Raw genomic sequence first — 18,877 nt, 5'->3', positions numbered from 1 at the left:
GGCCGCTCGGATCTTGCCCGAATTTGCTCATTGTTTGATGCCAGCGCTATACAGGGCTGTAGGGGGGACGCGCGGCGAATGGGCGCTGTCGGAAATCGGCACTTCTTCAAGCAGGCGTGGCGGACGGCTTTCGTAGCCGCCCTGCTCTGCCTGGTCACGACCTTGCTTCGCGCGGAGCCGGCGAGCCTCAAGGGCGTGGCGCTGATCGTCGGCCAGTCGAAATACCAGCACGTAGCGGCTCTTCCCAATCCCACCAACGACGCCCGCGACATCGCCAAGATGCTGACCGATCTCGGCTTCGACGCGCGCAGCGTCACCGACCGCGACGCGGCAAAGCTGAAGCGCGACCTCGAGCGTTTCGCCGAGGATGCCGAGGACGCCGACGTCGCCTTGATCTACTATTCCGGCCACGGCATCGAGGCCGGTGGCGAAAACTATCTGGTGCCGGTCGACGCCGACGTTTCTTCATTGAAGGACGCCGATCAGGCCCTGGTGCCAATCTCCGCCGTCATGGACGAATTGAAGAAGACCGTGCCGGTAACGATCATGCTGCTCGATGCCTGCCGCACCAACCCGTTTCCGGCGGACGCGGTGCTGCGCCGGGCGCCGACGGCCTCGGCCTCGCCGATCGGCGCCGGCGGGCTGGAGCCGGTGCGCGGCGCCAGGGCACTCGCCGATGCGCCGGCGAGCGAAAATTTGGGAACGGTGATCGGCTTCGCCGCCGAGCCCGGCCGTCCGGCACTCGACGGCCTCGTCGGTGAAAACAGCCCCTACGCAGCGGCACTTCTGCGCCACCTCGCGGCAATGAAGGGCACCGAGTTCGGCTCGGTCATGCGCATGGTGACCGAGGAGGTCTATCTCGACACCAAGACAAAGCAGCGGCCATGGGTCAATGAAAGCCTGCGCCGGCTGCTCTATTTCGGCGTAGCACCGCAGGAACCGACCGGCGACGACGGGCTGATCACCGGCGAGCGGCGCCAATTGCTGCTGACGATCGCCGAGTTGCCGAACCCCAAGCGGGCACAGGTCGAACTGGCCTCGCTGCAGGACGGCGTGCCGCTCGACGCGCTTTATGGCGTGTTGAAGGCGCTCGGCACCGAAAAGATGCCGGAGGACCCCACCGACCTGCAAAGGCTGCTCGATGCCCAGGCAGAGCGCCTGAAGAAGATGATCTCCGAGCGCAACGCGCTGCGCACCGACGACCCCGAGATCAGCCGTCTCGTCGCCTCGGCCGACAAGGCGATCGGCCAGGGCGCCATCGTCACGGCGCGCAACTTCCTCGACCAGGCGGTGAGCCGGGTCGAACAGGCCAGCGGCGTGGTCGACCAGGCAGAGGATCTGGTCAAGCGGAAGCGTCTTGCCGACGCGGCGATCTATGCCAGGCGCGCCGACGCTTCGGCGCTGGTCTTCGACTATCTGTCGGCCGCCAACGACTACGGCAAGGCCTTCTCGCTGGTCGAGAAATGGGACGACAGGCTGCGCTGGAACTACAAGAACCAGGAGGCGGAAGCGCTGAACGCGCATGGCAATGCCACCGGCGACAGTCAAGCGCTGCAGCGCGCCATCGACGCCTACCGCGTCATCCTGAATTTCATCGCCAGTGGCGAGCAGAACCGCGATTGGGCGATCACCCGCAACAACATGGCGGTGGTGCTGCAGACGATCGGCGAGCGCGAGCGCCAAACCGACCGGCTCGAAGAGGCCGCGAAAATCTTTCGCGATTCGCTTGCCGTGTTCGAGCGCGAAAAGGATGATCTCAACTGGGCGGCCGCCCAGAACAATCTGGCCAATGTGCTGCTGAAGATCGGCGAACGCGAGAGCGACCCGAAACGCCTGAACGAGGCAGTGGTGGCGATGCGCGCCACGCTGGAGAAGCGGCCGCGCGACAAAGTCCCGCTGGACTGGGCCGCATCGCAAAGCAACCTTGGCCTTGCGCTTTACGCGCTTTCGGAACGCGAACCGGGTAGCGAGCGCCTGACCGAGGCCGAGGCCGCCTACCGGCTGGCGCTTGAAGAATATACGCGCAAAAAGGCCCCCGTTCAGTGGGCGATGGTTCAGAACAATCTTGGCAACACGCTGGTGTCGCTCGGCACGCAACGCAACGACAAGGCGAAAATCGACGAGGCAGCCGACGCCTTCCGCGCCGCGCTCGAAATCCGCACCCGCGACACCTTCCCGCTCTCCTGGGCGAGCAGCCGTCTCAATCTCGGTAACGCGCTGAGCAGCGCTGCCCGTTTCGATCTCGGCACCGGCCTGCTCGAAGAGGCGGCTGCCGCCTATGGCGACGCGCTGACCATATTCACACGCCAGCGTTTTCCGACGGATTGGGCTTCAGCGGAGAACAATCTCGGCTCGATCTATCAGACGCTCGGCCAGCGCACGCGCGCCAGGCTTGAGCAATCGGCCGCTGCATACCGGGCGGCACGGCGCGTCTACACCAAGAAGCAATTTCCACTCGACTGGGCGATGACCCACTACAATCTCGGCAACACGCTGCAACTGCTCGGCGGCGTGACCGACAAGCCGGTGCACTACGAGGAGGCGATCGAGGCCTATCGCGATGCACTGCGCGAATACAAGCGCGAGACGACGCCGCGGCAATGGGCACTGGCGCAGGCCGGTCTAGGCTCGGCGCTGCAATGGCTGAGCATGAGCGAGGCCGATCCCGGCAAACTGGCTGCTTCGATCGCCGCGCGCCGGGCGGCGCTGGAGGTGCTGACCTTCGAGACCTCGCCCGTCGACTGGGCGAACGCGCAGAACGGCATCGGCATGAGCCTGATCAACCTCGGCAATCTCGAACGCACCGGCAAATATCTGGATGAGGCCGAAGCCGCCTTCGAGGCGACACTCAAGGTCTTCACCCGCGAAAGCCAGCCGATGCAATGGGCCTTCGAGCAGAACAATCTCGGCGACGTCCACTGGAACCGCGGCAGCTATGGCGGCGGCAATGCCGAATACCACAAGGCGATCGAATTCTTCGAGAACGCCAAGCAGGGCTTTACCGAAGCCGGCTACACACTCCCCATCCCGCTGACCGACCGCAAGATCGATCTGGTGAAGAAGCAGATAGCGAAGAAATAGGCGTTTCGGCCGCAGGTTGCACTCGGCTTGTCTTTCAGCCGGCTTTGCCGTCCCTATATGCCGGTCACCGGGGACCTGCCTGCCGGTCACCCGAAAAGGATGTCTGATGCTTCGATTTGTGCTGGCGCTGCTGTTGCTTGCCGTTTCCGCCACAGCCCATGCGACGGAAGCCGGCTGGGCGCTGCTGCGCGATGGCGGACATGTGGTGCTGCTGCGCCATGCCATGGTCACCGGCACCACCGATGCGGCCAATTTCGACCTCGGCAAATGCGCCACCCAGGTCAATCTCTCGGAGCGCGGCAAGCAACAGGCGCGCAAGATCGGCGCGCTGTTTGGCGCCCGCGCGGCACCGGTCGAGCGCGTGCTGTCCAGCCGCTATTGCCGCTGCCTCGAGACCGCCCGCATCGCTTTCGAAAGCGAGCCGGAGCCGTTCGCACCGCTTGACCTGCTGAAGATCGACGAAAAGGAGAAGGCCGCCCAGATCGCCGCGATCGTAGCCGAAATCCGCGGCTATTCCGGATCCGACAATCTGGTCATGGTCACACATCTCGAAAACATCAAGGAATTGACTGGCATCTCGCCGCGTGAAGGCGAAGCCGTGATCGTCGAGCCGCAAGGCGACGGTCTGCGGGTACTCGGCCGCGTTACGTTCTGAGGGGTCGTCGCTCCTCACGTCGAGCGAGATAGCTGTTGCCGAAATGCCACTGCCACGAGAAGTCGTCGTTGGATTCCGATCTCATCTTGCTCTGGCTGGGCAGCCAGCCCATCTGCGCGCGGCGTATCAGGCCTTTTCCTGCTCGGAAAAACCGATTAGACAGCGCCAAACACATGCGGACAGATTCCGCCCGCAATCGAAGGAAAAGCCCTTGTCCACCACGTTCGACAAAGTCGCCAAGATCATCGCCGACACCAGCGAGATCGACATCGAGACGATCACGCCCGAAAGCCACACCATCGACGATCTCGGCATCGACAGCCTCGACTTCCTCGACATCGTCTTTGCCATCGACAAGGAATTCGGCATCAAGGTGCCGCTGGAAAAGTGGACGCAGGAGGTCAACGACGGCAAGGCTTCGACCGACGACTACTTCGTCATGAAGAACCTGTGCGCCAAGATCGACGCGCTCGTCGCCGCCAAGAACGCTACCTGAGCACAGCGCTTGACGCGCCCGACCCACAACAGCCGCCCATGAACCCCCACGACGTCGTCATATCAGGCATCGGCCTTGTCTCGTCGCTGGGCGAGGGTCCGGACGCGCATTGGCAAAAGCTCGTCCAGCCGCGCCTTGAGCCGGTTCTGGAGGCCTCGCGCTTCTCGCCTTATACGGTCCATCCGCTGCCGGAGATCGACTGGAACCTGCAGATCGCCAAGCGTGGCGACCAGCGGCAGATGGAGACCTGGCAGAGGCTCGGCACCTATGCGGCCGGCCTTGCGCTCGACGATGCCGGCATCAAGGGCAACGACGAACTCTGCGCGACCATGGACATGGTGGTGGCCGCCGGCGGCGGCGAGCGCGACGAGGCGGTCGACGCGGCCATTCTCGCGGCATCGGAAAGCCGCAACGACCGCGACGTGCTGCTCAACGAGAAGCTGACCACCGAATTGCGCCCGACGCTGTTTCTGGCGCAGCTCTCCAACCTGCTCGCCGGCAACATCTCGATCGTCCACAAGGTGACCGGCTCCTCTCGCACCTTCATGGGCGAGGAAGGTGCGGGCGTTGCCGCAGTCGAGACGGCAGCCGCGCGCATCCGCTCCGGCCAGTCGACGCATATACTGGTCGGCGGCGCTTTCCAGACCGAACATTCCGACATGCTGCTCGGCTATGAACTGGCCGGCTACCTGCATCGCGGTCCGTGGCGGCCGGTCTGGCAAAGGCACGGTGCCGAGGGCGGCGGCGTGGTGACCGGATCCGGCGGCGCGTTCCTCGTCCTGGAGCAGCGCGAGCACGCGGAAAACCGTGGCCGCAAGATCTATGCGGAACTCGGCCCGGTCCTGTCCGGCCGTGCCAGGCGCCGGCGGCGCGAACTCGACGGTGAGATCGCAGCGCTGCTGAAGCAAGCCGCATTGCCGGACGGCGAAGTGCTGGCGATCTCCGGCGCTTCGGGCGCCCATGCCGCGACCGCCGCCGAGAAATCGGCGCTCGACGCCAATCCGGCGATCGCCGCACGCGGCTTTTCGACGCTAACCGGCCACATGAAGGAAGCGCAGTTCCCCTTTGCCGTGGCGCTGGCGGCCCTGGCTGTCGACCGCAAGGCCGCCTATCCTGTCTTCGACGCCACAGTCGAAAAACCGTTTGCCGGCGTCCCGAAGACCGTCCTTGCAACGGCGATCGGCTATCACCAATTCGAGGGCATGGCGCTGATCAAAGCCGCCTAGAGCATCGGACCGAAAAGTGTGACGCGGTTTTCGGGCGATCCGATGCTCCAAGAGAAACAGGTTTTTGGACAACAAATGGCCAATCTGAACGACCACATGGGCAGGCCCATCGTCGCCGTCACCGGCATCGGCGTGGTGACGTCGCTCGGTGTCGGCAAAGCCGACAATTGGGCGGCACTTACGTCAGGCAAATCCGGCATCCATCCGATCACCCGCTTCCCGGTCGATCATCTCAACACTCGAATCTCCGGCATGGTCGATTTCCTGCCGTCGAGCTCCAAGGGCGCCAGTCTCCTCACCTATGAGCTTGCCGAAACCGCCGCCCAGGAAGCGATGTCGGAGGCGGGCCTCGATGCCGGCGATTTCGGCGGACCGCTTTTCCTCGCTTCGCCGCCGGTCGAGCTCGACTGGAGCGAGCGCTTTTCGCTCTACAATTCCGACACGCACGACACCGGCGCCGAGAGGCTGCTGCGGGTGGCACGCGGCCTCAGGGAACTCGACATCTTCGAGACCACCCAGTTCGGCTCGATCGCCGACCGGCTTGCCGACCGTTTCGGCACGCGCGGCCTGCCGATTACGCTGTCGACCGCCTGCGCTTCGGGCGCCACGGCGATCCAGCTCGGCGTCGAGGCGATCCGCCGCGGCGAATGCGACAGGGCGCTGTCGATTGGCGCCGACGGCTCGGCGACCGCCGAGGCGCTGATCCGCTTCTCGCTTCTGTCGGCGCTCTCCACTCATAACGACATCCCCGAAAAGGCCTCCAAGCCGTTCTCCAAGGATCGCGACGGCTTCGTGCTCGCCGAAGGCTCGGGCGCCCTTGTGCTGGAATCTCTGCAGGCAGCACTTGCCCGCGGCGCCACCATTCTCGGCATATTGCGCGGCTGCGGCGAAAAGGCCGACGACTTCCATCGCACCCGCTCCAAGCCGGACGGTTCGCCGGCGATCGCGGCGGTGCGCGCCGCTCTTGCTGATGCCGGTTTGAGCGAGGACGGGATCGATTATGTCAACGCCCATGGCACCTCCACGCCTGAAAACGACAAGATGGAGCATTTGTCGCTGTCGACGGTGTTCGGTGAGCGGATCTCGTCAATGCCGGTCTCGTCGAACAAGTCGATGATCGGCCACACCCTATCGGCTGCCGGTGCCGTCGAGGCTGCATTTTCGCTGATGACGATGCGCGAAAGCGTCATTCCGCCGACCATCAACTACGACAATCCCGACCCGGCGATCGTGCTCGACGTGGTGCCGAACACCAAGCGCAACGCCGAGGTCGGCACCGTCCTGTCGAACTCCTTCGGCTTCGGCGGCCAGAACACCTGCCTTGTCATGGCGCGGGAACCGGTCTAAGCGACCGTTCCGCTCTAGCACTGTTGTCGTGCGCATGGTCCTTTCCGAAACGGTTCTCGGTCATGCGCAACCTGGGATCTGGCATGCGCGCATTGCAACTTATCGAGGATCGCCGGCTTGAGACGGTGGACCTGCCGCCACCGCCGCCGCCTTCGCTCGGCGAGGTGACGCTGCGCATCAAGGCCGTGGCGCTGAACCATATCGACGTCTGGGGTTGGCGCGGCATGGCCTTCGCCAAGCGCAAGCTGCCGCTGGTCGTCGGCGCCGAGGCCTCGGGCGAGGTCGAGGCGGTCGGCCCCGGCGTATCAAGTCTTGTGCCCGGGCAATTGGTGTCGATCTATGGCGCCCGGACCTGCGGTCTTTGCCGCGCCTGCCGCGAAGGCCGCGACAATCTCTGCGAGCATGTTTCGGGCGTTCACGGCTTCCATCTCGATGGCTTTGCGCAGGAAAAGATCAACCTGCCGGCGCGCCTTCTGGTCCCCGCTCCGCCAGGCGTGAGCGAAATCGGCGCGGCGGTGGCGCCGGTCACCTTCGGTACGGTCGAGCATATGCTGTTCGACAACGCCCGGCTGCAGCCCGGCGAGACGATACTGGTCCATGCCGGCGGCTCCGGCATCGGCTCCGCCGCGATTCAGCTGGCCAAGAAGATGGGCTGCACGGTCATCACCACCGTCGGCTCGAACGACAAGATCGACAAGGCAAAGGCGCTCGGCGCCGACCACGTCATCAATTACCGCGACGACCGCTTCGAAGGCGTCGTGCGCAAGCTGACGAAGAAGAAGGGCGTCGACGTGGTGTTCGAGCATGTCGGCGCCGACACCTTTGCCGCCTCGATGCTGTGCCTGAAACGCGGCGGCCGGCTGGTCACCTGCGGCTCGACCTCCGGCGTGTCGACACAGATCAATTTGATGCAGTTGTTCCAGCAGCAACTGAAGCTGCTCGGCTCGTTCGGCTGCCGCATGGAAAACATGGCCGACGCCATGCAGAAGATGGCGGCGGGCCTGGTCGCGCCGGTGATCGACACCGAGGTCGGCTTCGACGGCATCGATGCGGCGCTGAAACGCATGGAAGGCCGCGACGTCTTCGGCAAGATCATCCTGCGCGTCGGCTGAGAATGATCGGCAACGCCTTCAGGAAGATCCGCAGGGACGTGGGATTCCGCTATGGCAGGCGGCTTCGCCAGTTCAACTACTGGCTGGTCGCGCGGGTCGCGATGATCATCATCTCCGCGCTACGCCTGCTGCCGCCCGACAGAGCGCTCAATTTCGCCGACCGCGCTGCCCGCCGCATCGGCCCCTGGGTAGCGCGCCATCAGGTTGCTGTCGACAATCTACGCAAGGCCTATCCGGAAAAGAGCGATGCCGAGATCGAGGCGATCGCTTCCGACATGTGGGGCAACATGGCTCGCCTCGCCGCCGAATATATCTTTCTCGATGCTCTGTTCGACTACGATCCCGCTGCGACGAAGCCGGGCCGCGTCGAGGTCAAGGGCGTTGAGCATTTCGTGCGCATCGCCGGCGAGGACAAACCGCATATCGTCTTCACCGGGCATCTCGGCAATTTCGAGTTGCTGCCTGTCGCGGCCGCCACGTTCGGTATGAACATCACGGCGCTGTTTCGCCCGCCCAACAACCCTTACCTCGCCGACTACATCCTCTCGACCCGCCGCTCGAGCATGGGATCGCTGCTGCCGTCTTCGACCGGTGCCTCGTTCGCACTTGCGGCCATCCTCGAGAAAGGCGGCAATATCGGCGTGCTGGTCGACCAGAAATTCACGGGCGGGCTCGAGACGACATTCTTCGGCCGCCCGTGCGAGAGCAACCGGGTTCTTGGCACCCTGGCGCGGCACTACGATTGCGATGTCTACCCGGCGCGCTGCGTGCGCCTGCCGAACAACCGTTTCCGGCTCGAGATCGAGGACAGGCTCACCTTGCCGCGCACCGCCGGCGGCAGTGTCGACGTCCGCGCCACCACGCAGCTTCTCAACGACGTGGTCGAGCGCTGGGTGCGCGAAGACCCCGGCCAGTGGATGTGGTTCCACAAGCGCTGGGAGATCAGCGGCCGCAAAAAGCGTCGGCCGCCGACAATGCGCGACAAAGCCGCCTGAGCGGAACGATCTTTTTGGGCACAGGCCTTATTTTGTTCTTGCTTTGTGCCGGCAGCTATGCTACTAATTTCGGTATGGTGCTACTTGGCGCCGACGAACCCGCCGCTCCGGCGGGTTTTCTATTTCGGGCCGAGGAGCAGGCCCTAATTCGTCACGAGGATCCGCGTATTGCCGAAGCCGGCTTTGCGTACCATCGAATAGAACGCGGCGGCGTTGCTGGGGTGGAGGCGCACGCAGCCATGCGATGCCGGGCGCCCCAATTGCCGGATCGCGCCGGTGCCGTGGATGGCATAGCCGCCGCGGAAGAACACCGAATAGGGCATCGGCGACATGTCGTATTTGCGCGAATACCACATCCGGGCCGTCCGCTGTGGACGATAGCTGCCGCGTGGCGTGATGTAGCCTTTGCGGGCGGTGGAAACGCTCCACCGGTAATACGAAAGTCCGTATCTTACCGTCATCGTCTGTGAGGAAATATCGATGTTCGCGACCAGGCTGGCCGCCCGGCTCTCGAACGACGAACCGAACAGCATCGCCATCAATGCCATTGCCATGAGAACAGTGTTTTTCATGCAATCAAACCCCTTTGATGCCCCTTGCCTGCCTGCCGTCACGCTGTTCTCCAGCGTTTTGATGGCAAGCCAGCGAGCTAACACCTACTCCCTGACGATTTCACCAATCCAAAGCAGCGAATTTGAACGATTTCCCGCAATAGTTGCCGTAACGACACGCAATCGCCTGGCAATTCGCCATCGGGCTTGCAAAACCGCCTCATCCGCTGCTCAATTCACCGAATGAACGAACCGAACGAACGGCTCCTCAAGGCAATCGATGACCGAGCCGATGATCTGGTTGCGCTGACCGCGGATCTGATCCGCTTTCCGACCATCAATCCGCCGGGCGAAGCCTATCGGCCATGTGCCGAATATATCGGCGCGCGGCTGAAGAAGCGTGGTTTTGAGATCGAATTCATCCGTGCCGAAGGCACCCCTGGCGACACTGACCGTTACCCGCGCGTCAACGTCGTCGCCCGCTTCGATGGCCGGGCGCCGGGTGCTTGCGTGCACTTCAATTCGCATATCGACGTGGTCGAGCCCGGCGACGGCTGGAGCCTCGATCCGTTCGCCGGCATCGTCAGGGATGGCAAGGTCTATGGCCGCGGCGCTTGCGACATGAAAGGCGGCCTTGCCGCCTCGATCATCGCCGCTGAAGCCTTCATGGAGGTCTTTCCCGATTTTCCCGGCGCTATCGAGATTTCGGGGACGGTCGACGAGGAGTCCGGCGGCTTTGGCGGCGTCGCACATCTGGCGAAGCTCGGCTATTTCTCCAGGCCGAAGGTCGACCACGTCATCATTCCCGAGCCGCTCAACAAGGACCGCATCTGCCTCGGCCATCGCGGCGTCTGGTGGGCGGAGATCGAGACCAAGGGGGAGATCGCGCACGGCTCGATGCCGTTCCTCGGCGACAATGCGGTGCGCCATATGGGCGCCGTGCTGCGGGCCTTCGAGGATGAGCTGTTTCCGGCGCTCGACCGCAAGATGACGCGCATGCCGGTCGTGCCCGAAGGCGCAAAACGCTCGACCATGAACATCAACTCGATCCATGGCGGCCAGACGGAGGATTTCCGGCCCGGCCTGCCCTCGCCCAACGTGCCCGATTCCTGCCGGTTGACCATCGACCGCCGCTTCCTGCTCGAAGAGGATCTCGCTACGGTCAAGAGCGAGGTGACCGATATCCTGGAACGGCTGAAGCGCGAGCGCAAAAAGTTCGATTACGAGATCCGCGATCTGATGGAGGTGTTGCCGCTGATGACCGAGCGCGATGCGCCGGTGGTTAAGGCGGTCGCGCAAGGCATCATGGAGATATTCGACCGCGAGCCGGATTACGTGATTTCGCCCGGCACCTACGACCAGAAGCACATCGCCCGTATCGGCCACATCTATGACTGCATCGCCTATGGCCCGGGCATTCTCGACCTCGCCCACCGGCCCGACGAATGGGTCGGCATTGCCGACATGCTGGACTCGGCAAAGGTGATGGCCATCGGCCTCGACGTGCTGCTGAGGGGCGCCGGCCCGCGATGATCCGGCGATGGGCGGAAAAACATTCCTCCCGGCGTCGCGGACGGTACGAAACGCAATTTACTCGGCGGCGAATTCACGCTTCTATCCGCCCGGGTTTGAGCACGTGTTTTAGATATGGGGAGTTGCACGATGAAATTGTGGAAAACCATTCTGGCCGCTGCGGCGCTGGCGTTGGCGGCCGGAACCTCGGCGATGGCCGCGCGAACCGACCTGGTCATCGGCATTCCGCTCGAACCCCCGCATCTCGATCCCACCGCGGGTGCAGCGGCGGCGATCGACGAGGTGCTCTACGCCAATGTCTTCGAGGGCCTGACCCGCATCGGCCCGAACGGCGAAGTGCTGCCCGATCTCGCCGAAAGCTGGAGCATTTCCGACGACGGCAAGGTCTACACTTTCAAGCTGCATACCGGCGTGAAATTCCATGACGGCACCGACTTCAACGCCGACGACGTGAAATTCTCGCTCGACCGCGCCCGCGCCGACAATTCCGTCAACGCGCAAAAGGGCCTGTTTGCCGCCATCGACAAGGTCGAGGTCGTCGGTCCCACGACGGTGACGGTCACGCTGAAGAACCCGCAGGGCTCCTTCCTCTACAATATGGGCTGGGGCGACGCGGTTATCGTTGCGCCTGAGACAGCCGACACCAACAAGGAAAAGCCGATCGGCACCGGCCCGTTCAAGTTCCAGAGCTGGGCCAAGGGCTCATCGATCACGCTGGTCAAGTCGGACAATTACTGGGGCGCCCCGGTATTTCTCGACAAGGCCGAGTTCCGCATCATTCCGGATGCTGCCGCCGCCGTTCCGGCGCTGCTTTCCGGCGACGTCCAGGCCTTTCCGTTCTTCGACCCCGACAGCTTCGCCCAGATCAAGGACGACCCACGCTTCAAGGTGGTGATCGGCTCCACCGAGGGTGAAACCATCCTGTCGATCAACAACAAGAAGCCGCCCTTCGACAAGCTGCAGGTCAGGCAGGCGATTTCCTTTGCGCTCGATCGCAAGGCGATCATCGACGGCGCCTCGGCCGGCCTCGGCGTGCCGATCGGCTCGCACATGTCGCCCGCCAGCAAGGCCTATGTCGACCTCACCGGCCTCTATCCGCACAATGTGGAGAAGGCCAAGGAATTGCTGAAGGAAGCCGGCCTGGAGAATGGCTTCAAGGCGACGCTCAAGCTGCCGCCGCCTTCCTATGCGCGGCTTGGTGGCGAGATCATCGCCTCCGAGCTTCGCGAAATCGGCATCGATCTCGAGATCATCCCGGTCGAATGGGCGCAATGGCTGGACCAGGTCTTCACCAAAAAAGATTACGACCTGACCATCGTTTCCCATACCGAGCCTAATGACATCGATATCTATTCGCGTAAGGACTATTACTTCAACTACGACAATCCGGCCTTCGACAAGATCATCGACGAGCTGAACCTTACCTCCGACGAGGCCAAGCGCGTGACGCTGCTCGGCGAGGCGCAGAAGGTCCTGGCCGATGACGCCGTGGTCGGCTTCCTCTACGAATTGCCGAAGGTCGGCGTCTGGGACGCCAAACTGCAGGGCCTGTGGGAAAACGCGCCGATCCAGGCCAACGACCTGACCAAGGTGAAGTGGACGGATTGAGGGATCGCTGGGCAAAGAGGCGAAGCTTGCGTTCCCGCCCACCCCCCTCTGTCCTGCCGGACATCTCCCCCGCAAGGGGGGAGATTGGCAGTTTCCACGCTGGCACCGTCCTTGCAACGCTTGTGGTTAGCGAAAGCAGCGGTGAGGGCTCGATCTCCCCCCTTGAGGGGGAGATGTCCGGCAGGACAGAGGGGGGTGGGCGGGAACGCAAGCTTCGCCCGGTTTTTGCGTCCGGCAACACAGCGGTTCCTCAACGTCCATGACCGCCTACCTCCTCAAGCGCCTCGCCATCGCCGCCGTCACGCTGGTTGTGGCATCGATGGTGGTCTTTGCCGTGCTGGAGATCATTCCCGGCGACCCGGCGCGGCTGATGCTTGGCCTGAACGCCAGTGCCGACCAGATCGAATTGCTGCGCAACCAGATGGGTCTCAACGCTCCCGTCGTGCTGCGCTATCTGCATTGGGCCGGCGGCTTGCTGAGCCTCGATTTCGGCCGTTCCTACACCTATTCGGTGCCGGTCATCGATCTGGTCCGTGAGCGCCTCGTCGTCTCGCTGCCGTTGGCGCTGATGGCGCTGGCGCTGTCCACCGTCATTGCCATTCCGGTCGGGCTGTTTTCCGCCAGCCGGCGCGGTCGCGCCGGCGACACGATCGCGATGGGTGCCGCCCAGCTTGGCGTCGCCGTGCCCAATTTCTGGTTTGCGCTGATGCTGATCTATCTGTTCGCCGTCTGGCTGCGGCTGGTGCCGGGCGGCGGGTTTCCCGGCTGGGGCGCCGGCGTCTGGCTGGCACTGAAATCGCTGCTCCTGCCGGCGGTCGCCCTCGCTCTGCCACAGGCGGCGATCCTCGCCCGGGTCACCCGCTCGGCGCTGATCGAAGTGCTGAACGAGGACTACATCCGAACCGCCCGCGCCAAGGGCCTGCCCTATCGCCTTGTCTTGTGGCGGCATGCGCTGCGCAACGCCATGATCCCGGTGGTCACCATTTTAGGCCTGCAATTCGCCTTCCTGCTTGCCGGCACCATCATCATCGAGAACGTCTTCTATTTGCCCGGCCTCGGCCGGCTGGTGTTCCAGGCGATCAATCAGCGTGACCTGATCGTGGTCGAGAGTGTCGTCATGCTGCTGGTTGCCGCCGTCATCGTCGTCAATTTCATTGTCGATCTCTCCTATGCGGTGGTCGATCCGCGCCTGAGAGGCAGGCAATGACGCTGCACATAGACATCCCCGACGAGAACCTTGCCAGCATCCTGGCCAAGGCGTTCAAAAACCGCTCGTTCCTTGCCGGCTTCGTCATCACCGCACTGGTGGCCGCGGTCGCGATCATCTCCTTCTTGTGGACACCTTACGACGTCACCAGGCTGGTCATTTCCGACAAGACCCAGGCGCCGTCGCTGGCGCACTGGTTCGGCACCGACCATTTCGGTCGCGACATCCTGTCGATGATCATGGTCGGCGCCCGCAACTCGATTGCCGTAGCGCTGGTGGCGGTCGGCATCGGCATGGGCGTCGGCGTGCCGCTCGGCGCCTTTGCCGCCGCGCGCGGCGGCTTCGCCGACGAGGTGCTGATGCGGCTGAACGACCTGGTCTTTGCCTTTCCGGCGCTGCTTTCGGCAATCATGATCACCGCCATCTTCGGGCCGGGCGCGTTCAACGCCATCATTGCCATCGGCATCTTCAACATCCCGGTGTTCGCGCGCGTCGCCCGGGCCGGCGCCTTGGCGATCTGGCCGCGCGAATTCATCCTCGCAGCCCGCGCCGCCGGCAAGAGCAGGACGCTGATCAGCATCGAACATGTGCTGCCCAACATCGCCACGCTGCTGCTGGTGCAAGGCACCATCCAGTTCGCGCTGGGCATACTGGCCGAAGCCGGGCTTTCCTATGTCGGGCTGGGCACCCAGCCGCCGATGCCAAGCTGGGGCCGCATGCTGTTCGACGCCCAGACGCGCATGGTGGTGGCGCCGTGGATGGCGATCTTTCCGGGCATGGCGATCGTCGTCACCGTGCTTGGCCTGAACCTGCTTGGCGACGGCATTGCCGACATCCTCGATCCGAAGTCGCGGCGGCAGCGATGAGCCTGCTCAAGATCGACAAGCTGTCACTAACCATCGGCAGCACCCGTATCCTCAGAGACATCGAGCTTTCCGTGGCGCCGGGCGAAGTGATGGGGCTGGTTGGCGAATCCGGCTCCGGGAAGTCGATGACGGCGCTCACCGTCATGCAGCTTCTGCCCTGGGCGGCGCACGCCAGCGGACGCATCACCTTCGACGGCATCGACATCCTTGCCGCCAGCGAGGACCAGATGTGCGCACTGCGTGGCGACGACATCGGCATGGTGTTCCAGGAGCCGATGACGGCGCTCAATCCGGTCAAGACCATCGGCGAGCAGGTCGCCGAGGGTATTCGCTGGCACACCAGGGCGAGCCGCGCCGACGCCGAGGAACGGGCGCGAAAGATGCTCGACCGGGTCGGCCTGCCGGCAGCACAATTCCCGCTGTCGCGTTATCCGCACGAACTCTCCGGCGGTCAGCGCCAACGCGTCGTCATCGCCATTGCCTGTGCACTGAAACCCAAGCTGCTGATTGCCGACGAGCCGACGACCGCGCTCGACGTGGTGCTGCAGGCGCAGATCCTCGACCTGCTGCGCGATCTCGTAGCGGAAAACCGTATGGGCCTGCTGCTGATCTCGCACGACCTCGCAGTGGTGACCGAGATGGCGGACCGCATCACCATCCTGCGCCATGGCGAGGTGATGGAGGCCGGCGACACGGCCCGCACGCTATCCAAACAGCTTCACCCCTACACGCGACAGCTGGCGCAGGCCTCGATGCATGTGCCCGCGCGGGCGAAGACACACGAGGGCGGCCGAGCCAAACCGCTGCTTCAGGTAGAAAACGTGACGCGCGATTATCCGGGGCGGCGCCTATCGCTGTTGAAACGCGCGGCTCCCATCCGCGCCGTCGACGATGTCTCGTTTTCGATGGCGCCGCGTCAGTCGGTGGCGCTCGTCGGCCGTTCCGGCTGTGGCAAGTCGACGCTTGCCCGCATGGTTCTGGCACTGGACGGGCCGACCGCCGGGACGATCCGCTTCCGCGGTGAGACCATCACCGGCATGAGCGAGCCGGAGCTGAAGCCGGCGCGGCGCGACATGCAGGTGGTATTCCAGGATCCGTACGGTTCCTTCGACCCGCGTCAGAAGGTCGAAAAACTGGTGGCCGAGCCGCTGCATGTGCTGGAGAAGAAGCCGGCGCCCGCCGAGCGGCGCGAAATGGTGGCGCATGCGTTGCACGAGGTCGGCCTCTCGCCGCGCGACATGGACAAATACCCGCACGAGTTTTCGGGCGGCCAGCGCCAGCGCCTGTCGATCGCCCGCGCCATCATCACCCGGCCGAAGCTGGTCGTCGCCGACGAGCCGGTCTCGGCGCTCGACGTCTCGATCCGCGCACAGATTCTCGACCTGTTCGCCGAGCTCAACCAGAAACTCGGCATCGCCTATCTGTTCATCACCCATGATCTGACCGTCGCCCGCGCCATCACCGACGAAGTGATGGTCATGCATGACGGCAAGATCGTCGAGCGCGGCAGGACGAGCGAAGTGCTCGACCACCCGCAATCCGAAGCGGCCAAGGCGTTGGTCGCCGCCGCTCCAGACCTGCACCGGGCAATTGCTAAAAGACTGCAGGAACAGGGGTGAGCAGCTTCGTGGCACGGCTAATTCGTTGGGCGCACGGGCGGGAGAACGGCTATTGACAGCCAACAGTTCTGAAACGCGCGAAGGGCCTGAGCCTCCTCCACTGGGCCTGGGCGGCTCCGCTGCGCTGTTCGGGGCGGGTGCTCTGCTGCTGTTCCTGGTCACGCGGGTAGCCGTCCCAGCGTTTGTCTCCGCTAGCGGGGCTGAGACTGTGGTGGTGTGGTTCTTGGCCGCAAGCATCATCCTTTTTGGCCCCCTGCTTCTCACGGCTGCCCTGCTATTGCATCGAGAGCGGCGTCAAGGAAGGCTGGTGCCGTTGGGCGCGCGGCTATGGCTTCGCCCGATGAATGGCGGCGACTGGCTCTGGGCTGTTGGAGGACTGGCGGCTGTCAGCGTGCTGACCGGCGGCATCGGCGCCGCGCTCCGGATGCTGCAAGACGGGAAGACTCTTCATCCCTCGTTCATGGCTTTCGAGCCGCTCGGTCCAGGCCGGTACTGGATTCTCGGCGCGTGGCTTCCGTTTTTTGTACTGAACATCGTTGGGGAAGAGTTTGTCTGGCGGGGTGTCGCACTGCCGCGGCAAGAGGTCGCCTTCGGGGGGTGGGCTTGGCTGGTCAACGGGATAATGTGGTTGCTGTTCCACGCTGCCTTCCCCTGGCAAGTCCTGTTGACGCTCGTGCCGATCACCTTGCTCCTGCCCTATGTCGTCCAGCGGCGTCGCAGCACATGGGCCGGGATCGTTATCCACGCCGGGTTCGGAGCGATGGGCTTCCTGGTCTTGGCATTCGGGCTTGCATGAATGCCGCACGAAGTGAAGCGCTTGACGCAACGCGGAGCAAAGCTGCCGGATCAAGGAAACGACGAATCTGAGAATGATGAACGCGACAAACCCGAATGGGGCAATTCAAGTCCTGCCAGACAATCTCTGAACCCTTACACCGGGGCCCACTTTCGGTACCTCCCGGGGGCGAGTTCAAGGGAACATCAATTCGCACATATTCCAAACTGAACGCGAGAGGGTAAACGTCATATGGACTACCTAAAGGAAAATCTCATTGGAAAAGAATTTCGATCAATTAAGTACGAGAACGGCAGTATCATTATCGCATTTGAGAGAGGTTCAATTGCAGTAAACACCAAAATTTCACGCTCTATCCGAGCATACATGGAGTCTATCAATATTATTGACGTTGTCACCGACTCCCAGTGGGTTTGATGGCGCGGACAACATAATTATAGTAGACAATGCTATAGAAGAAGGGGATTAACTAATTGGCGCCGACGGCGTCAACCTTGTGGATAATTTAACTTAAGCCAAACATTGCCGGCTGGATACCGGCTGTCGGCCTCCGATCCTGACCTCGGCACCTCGTCCTATGTCTATGACGGAATAGCGGTGACAGTGCACTTTTATCCTGTTCACCGTCCTCTTCGGCGAAGGGTTCGTCAACCAATGATGAAACCGGCCCCGCGCACAGAACTCCTGACAGTCCCTTCCGGTAATCTTGAAACGGAGATAGGCGTCGATGCTGCGAGTGGGCAGCAGGATGCAACCATCGGCACAGACAAAATGACGTTCAGAACGTCGGCAATTGTAGTCAGCCGATGCCTCAGTCTTGCGACTTGACCACATCGGCAGGGCTGATGTCGAGCAGGTCGAGGGTGCGGCGCAACAGCTGCATCTCACTCCCGGCAAGTTGCGAATCGGCCTTGGCGATCTCGGCCATATGGCGGGCGAGCAGCTTGCGCCGCTCGACGTCGAGGTCGCGAAACTGGGCGACGGCCTGCGAGCCGTTGGTCTCGTAGCCGAACTCGTTGAGATATTCGATAACGCTGTCGATGCTGGTTTCGGGAATGCCGAAGGCTTCCCGGCAGATGCGCCTGAAGGCGGTCATTTCGCTTTCGCTGACCGACCCATCGGCCAGAATCATGCGGAACAGCATCAGCAATTCCGCCGACAGCACCGGATCGTCCGCGACCTTGCGCACGCCGGGGTCGCCGTCGAAGATCGAGCGTATCTGGTCCAGCAATCCCATCGCCATCAGCCCCTTCCGATTCGTTCGGAAGGTAGCGCGGAATCGGCTTGGCGCAAAAGGGGGGTGCGCATGGTGGAACCAGCCATATCCTCTCGCCGGAGAACTGCTGGCCGGCCAGGCGAACCCGCTGCCAGCGCTCATTGGTGTGTCACCGCGCGACTGATACTATGCCGCTGTACGAATCATGTTGAGGAGGGACCGAACATGAATCTCAGTGCGCCTACCCAGCTTATTTTCATCATATCCCTTGTCATCGCCATCATCGGCGTTCTCGCCGCGCTTGGCGTCCTTGCGTTCATCCCTTTGAATGCCGCGTGGATTGTCGTCATCGCCTACATCGTGCTGGCCGCCGGCTGCCTGATGCGCGGCGCTTAAAAACACGTCCAGACAATTCAGAATCTCAGGCAACTCGGAGCGGCCCGCCCAAAACCCGGGGCGTTTTTTTTTGGGAGCTGGGGGGGTTTTATCGGGGTTGGGGGTGGCGGTTGGTTTATTACAAACGGGCCGCCCCCCAGCGGAGAGGGCAGGGGGGGTCGGGGCGGTGGCGT

The 18,877-nt window shown here is 63.2% G+C and carries 16 protein-coding genes; 14 read left to right on the top strand and 2 right to left on the bottom strand.

Annotated elements, in window-relative coordinates; all coding sequences use genetic code 11:
* Positions 1-78: 78 nt before the first annotated feature.
* The 7 genes from NKJ40_RS25260 (at position 79) to NKJ40_RS25230 (ending at position 8,912) form a co-directional block, all read left to right on the top strand.
* The gene (locus tag NKJ40_RS25260; RefSeq protein WP_352468403.1) at positions 79-3,081 is read left to right on the top strand and encodes a caspase family protein; all 3,003 of its coding nucleotides are present in this window, start codon (positions 79-81) and stop codon (positions 3,079-3,081) included.
* A 106-nt stretch (positions 3,082-3,187) separates the two neighbouring features.
* Positions 3,188-3,736, top strand: a complete 549-nt coding sequence (locus NKJ40_RS25255; RefSeq protein ID WP_352468402.1) for a histidine phosphatase family protein — start codon at positions 3,188-3,190, stop codon at positions 3,734-3,736.
* A gap of 211 nt (positions 3,737-3,947) precedes the next feature.
* The gene (locus NKJ40_RS25250; RefSeq protein WP_023719977.1) at positions 3,948-4,232 is read left to right on the top strand and encodes an acyl carrier protein; all 285 of its coding nucleotides are present in this window, start codon (positions 3,948-3,950) and stop codon (positions 4,230-4,232) included.
* 38 nt (positions 4,233-4,270) lie between these two features.
* Positions 4,271-5,458, top strand: coding sequence for a beta-ketoacyl-ACP synthase (locus NKJ40_RS25245; RefSeq protein ID WP_352468401.1), 1,188 nt, complete (start codon positions 4,271-4,273; stop codon positions 5,456-5,458).
* 75 nt (positions 5,459-5,533) lie between these two features.
* Entirely contained in the window at positions 5,534-6,805 is a 1,272-nt protein-coding gene (locus NKJ40_RS25240) for a beta-ketoacyl-ACP synthase (protein ID WP_352468400.1), read from the top strand.
* A gap of 83 nt (positions 6,806-6,888) precedes the next feature.
* A complete protein-coding gene (locus NKJ40_RS25235; protein WP_254818204.1) occupies positions 6,889-7,917 on the top strand; it encodes a zinc-binding dehydrogenase in 1,029 nt (342 codons plus the stop codon).
* 2 nt (positions 7,918-7,919) lie between these two features.
* A complete protein-coding gene (locus tag NKJ40_RS25230) occupies positions 7,920-8,912 on the top strand; it encodes a lipid A biosynthesis lauroyl acyltransferase (RefSeq protein WP_352468399.1) in 993 nt (330 codons plus the stop codon).
* A 143-nt stretch (positions 8,913-9,055) separates the two neighbouring features.
* Here the strand turns inward: NKJ40_RS25230 and NKJ40_RS25225 are convergent, their stop codons facing one another.
* Positions 9,056-9,484 carry a L,D-transpeptidase gene (locus NKJ40_RS25225; RefSeq protein WP_352468431.1) on the bottom strand — a complete coding sequence of 143 codons (429 nt, stop codon included), beginning with the start codon at positions 9,482-9,484 and terminating at the stop codon, positions 9,056-9,058.
* A gap of 222 nt (positions 9,485-9,706) precedes the next feature.
* Here NKJ40_RS25225 and NKJ40_RS25220 point away from each other — a divergent pair, with 222 nt between their 5' ends.
* From NKJ40_RS25220 to NKJ40_RS25195, 6 genes are all read left to right on the top strand, one after another.
* Positions 9,707-10,996 carry an acetylornithine deacetylase/succinyl-diaminopimelate desuccinylase family protein gene (locus NKJ40_RS25220; RefSeq protein WP_352468398.1) on the top strand — a complete coding sequence of 430 codons (1,290 nt, stop codon included), beginning with the start codon at positions 9,707-9,709 and terminating at the stop codon, positions 10,994-10,996.
* Between the two features lie 129 nt (positions 10,997-11,125).
* Complete coding sequence (locus NKJ40_RS25215) at positions 11,126-12,604, top strand: ABC transporter substrate-binding protein (RefSeq protein WP_352468397.1); 1,479 nt, start codon at positions 11,126-11,128, stop codon at positions 12,602-12,604.
* A gap of 259 nt (positions 12,605-12,863) precedes the next feature.
* Positions 12,864-13,811: an ABC transporter permease gene (locus NKJ40_RS25210; protein WP_352468396.1), complete on the top strand. Its 948-nt coding sequence runs from the start codon at positions 12,864-12,866 to the stop codon at positions 13,809-13,811.
* Complete coding sequence (locus NKJ40_RS25205; protein WP_352468395.1) at positions 13,808-14,677, top strand: ABC transporter permease; 870 nt, start codon at positions 13,808-13,810, stop codon at positions 14,675-14,677. Before NKJ40_RS25210 ends, NKJ40_RS25205 begins: the two co-directional genes overlap by 4 nt.
* Positions 14,674-16,296: an ABC transporter ATP-binding protein gene (locus NKJ40_RS25200; RefSeq protein WP_352468394.1), complete on the top strand. Its 1,623-nt coding sequence runs from the start codon at positions 14,674-14,676 to the stop codon at positions 16,294-16,296. The genes NKJ40_RS25205 and NKJ40_RS25200 overlap by 4 nt, the downstream gene beginning before the upstream one ends.
* A 52-nt stretch (positions 16,297-16,348) precedes the next feature.
* Positions 16,349-17,092 carry a CPBP family intramembrane glutamic endopeptidase gene (locus tag NKJ40_RS25195; RefSeq protein ID WP_352468393.1) on the top strand — a complete coding sequence of 248 codons (744 nt, stop codon included), beginning with the start codon at positions 16,349-16,351 and terminating at the stop codon, positions 17,090-17,092.
* A gap of 811 nt (positions 17,093-17,903) precedes the next feature.
* Here NKJ40_RS25195 and NKJ40_RS25190 read toward each other — a convergent pair.
* Positions 17,904-18,335 carry a TerB family tellurite resistance protein gene (locus NKJ40_RS25190; protein ID WP_352468392.1) on the bottom strand — a complete coding sequence of 144 codons (432 nt, stop codon included), beginning with the start codon at positions 18,333-18,335 and terminating at the stop codon, positions 17,904-17,906.
* 198 nt (positions 18,336-18,533) lie between these two features.
* Here NKJ40_RS25190 and NKJ40_RS25185 point away from each other — a divergent pair, with 198 nt between their 5' ends.
* The gene (locus NKJ40_RS25185) at positions 18,534-18,704 is read left to right on the top strand and encodes a hypothetical protein (RefSeq protein ID WP_023676480.1); all 171 of its coding nucleotides are present in this window, start codon (positions 18,534-18,536) and stop codon (positions 18,702-18,704) included.
* The last annotated feature ends 173 nt before the right edge of the window (positions 18,705-18,877 follow it).

It is taken from the genome of Mesorhizobium sp. M0119, assembly GCF_040322615.1.
Classification (GTDB): Bacteria; Pseudomonadota; Alphaproteobacteria; order Rhizobiales; family Rhizobiaceae; genus Mesorhizobium.
Note: the sequence above shows the minus strand (reverse complement) of the source record. Positions and strands in the feature narration are given on the sequence as shown.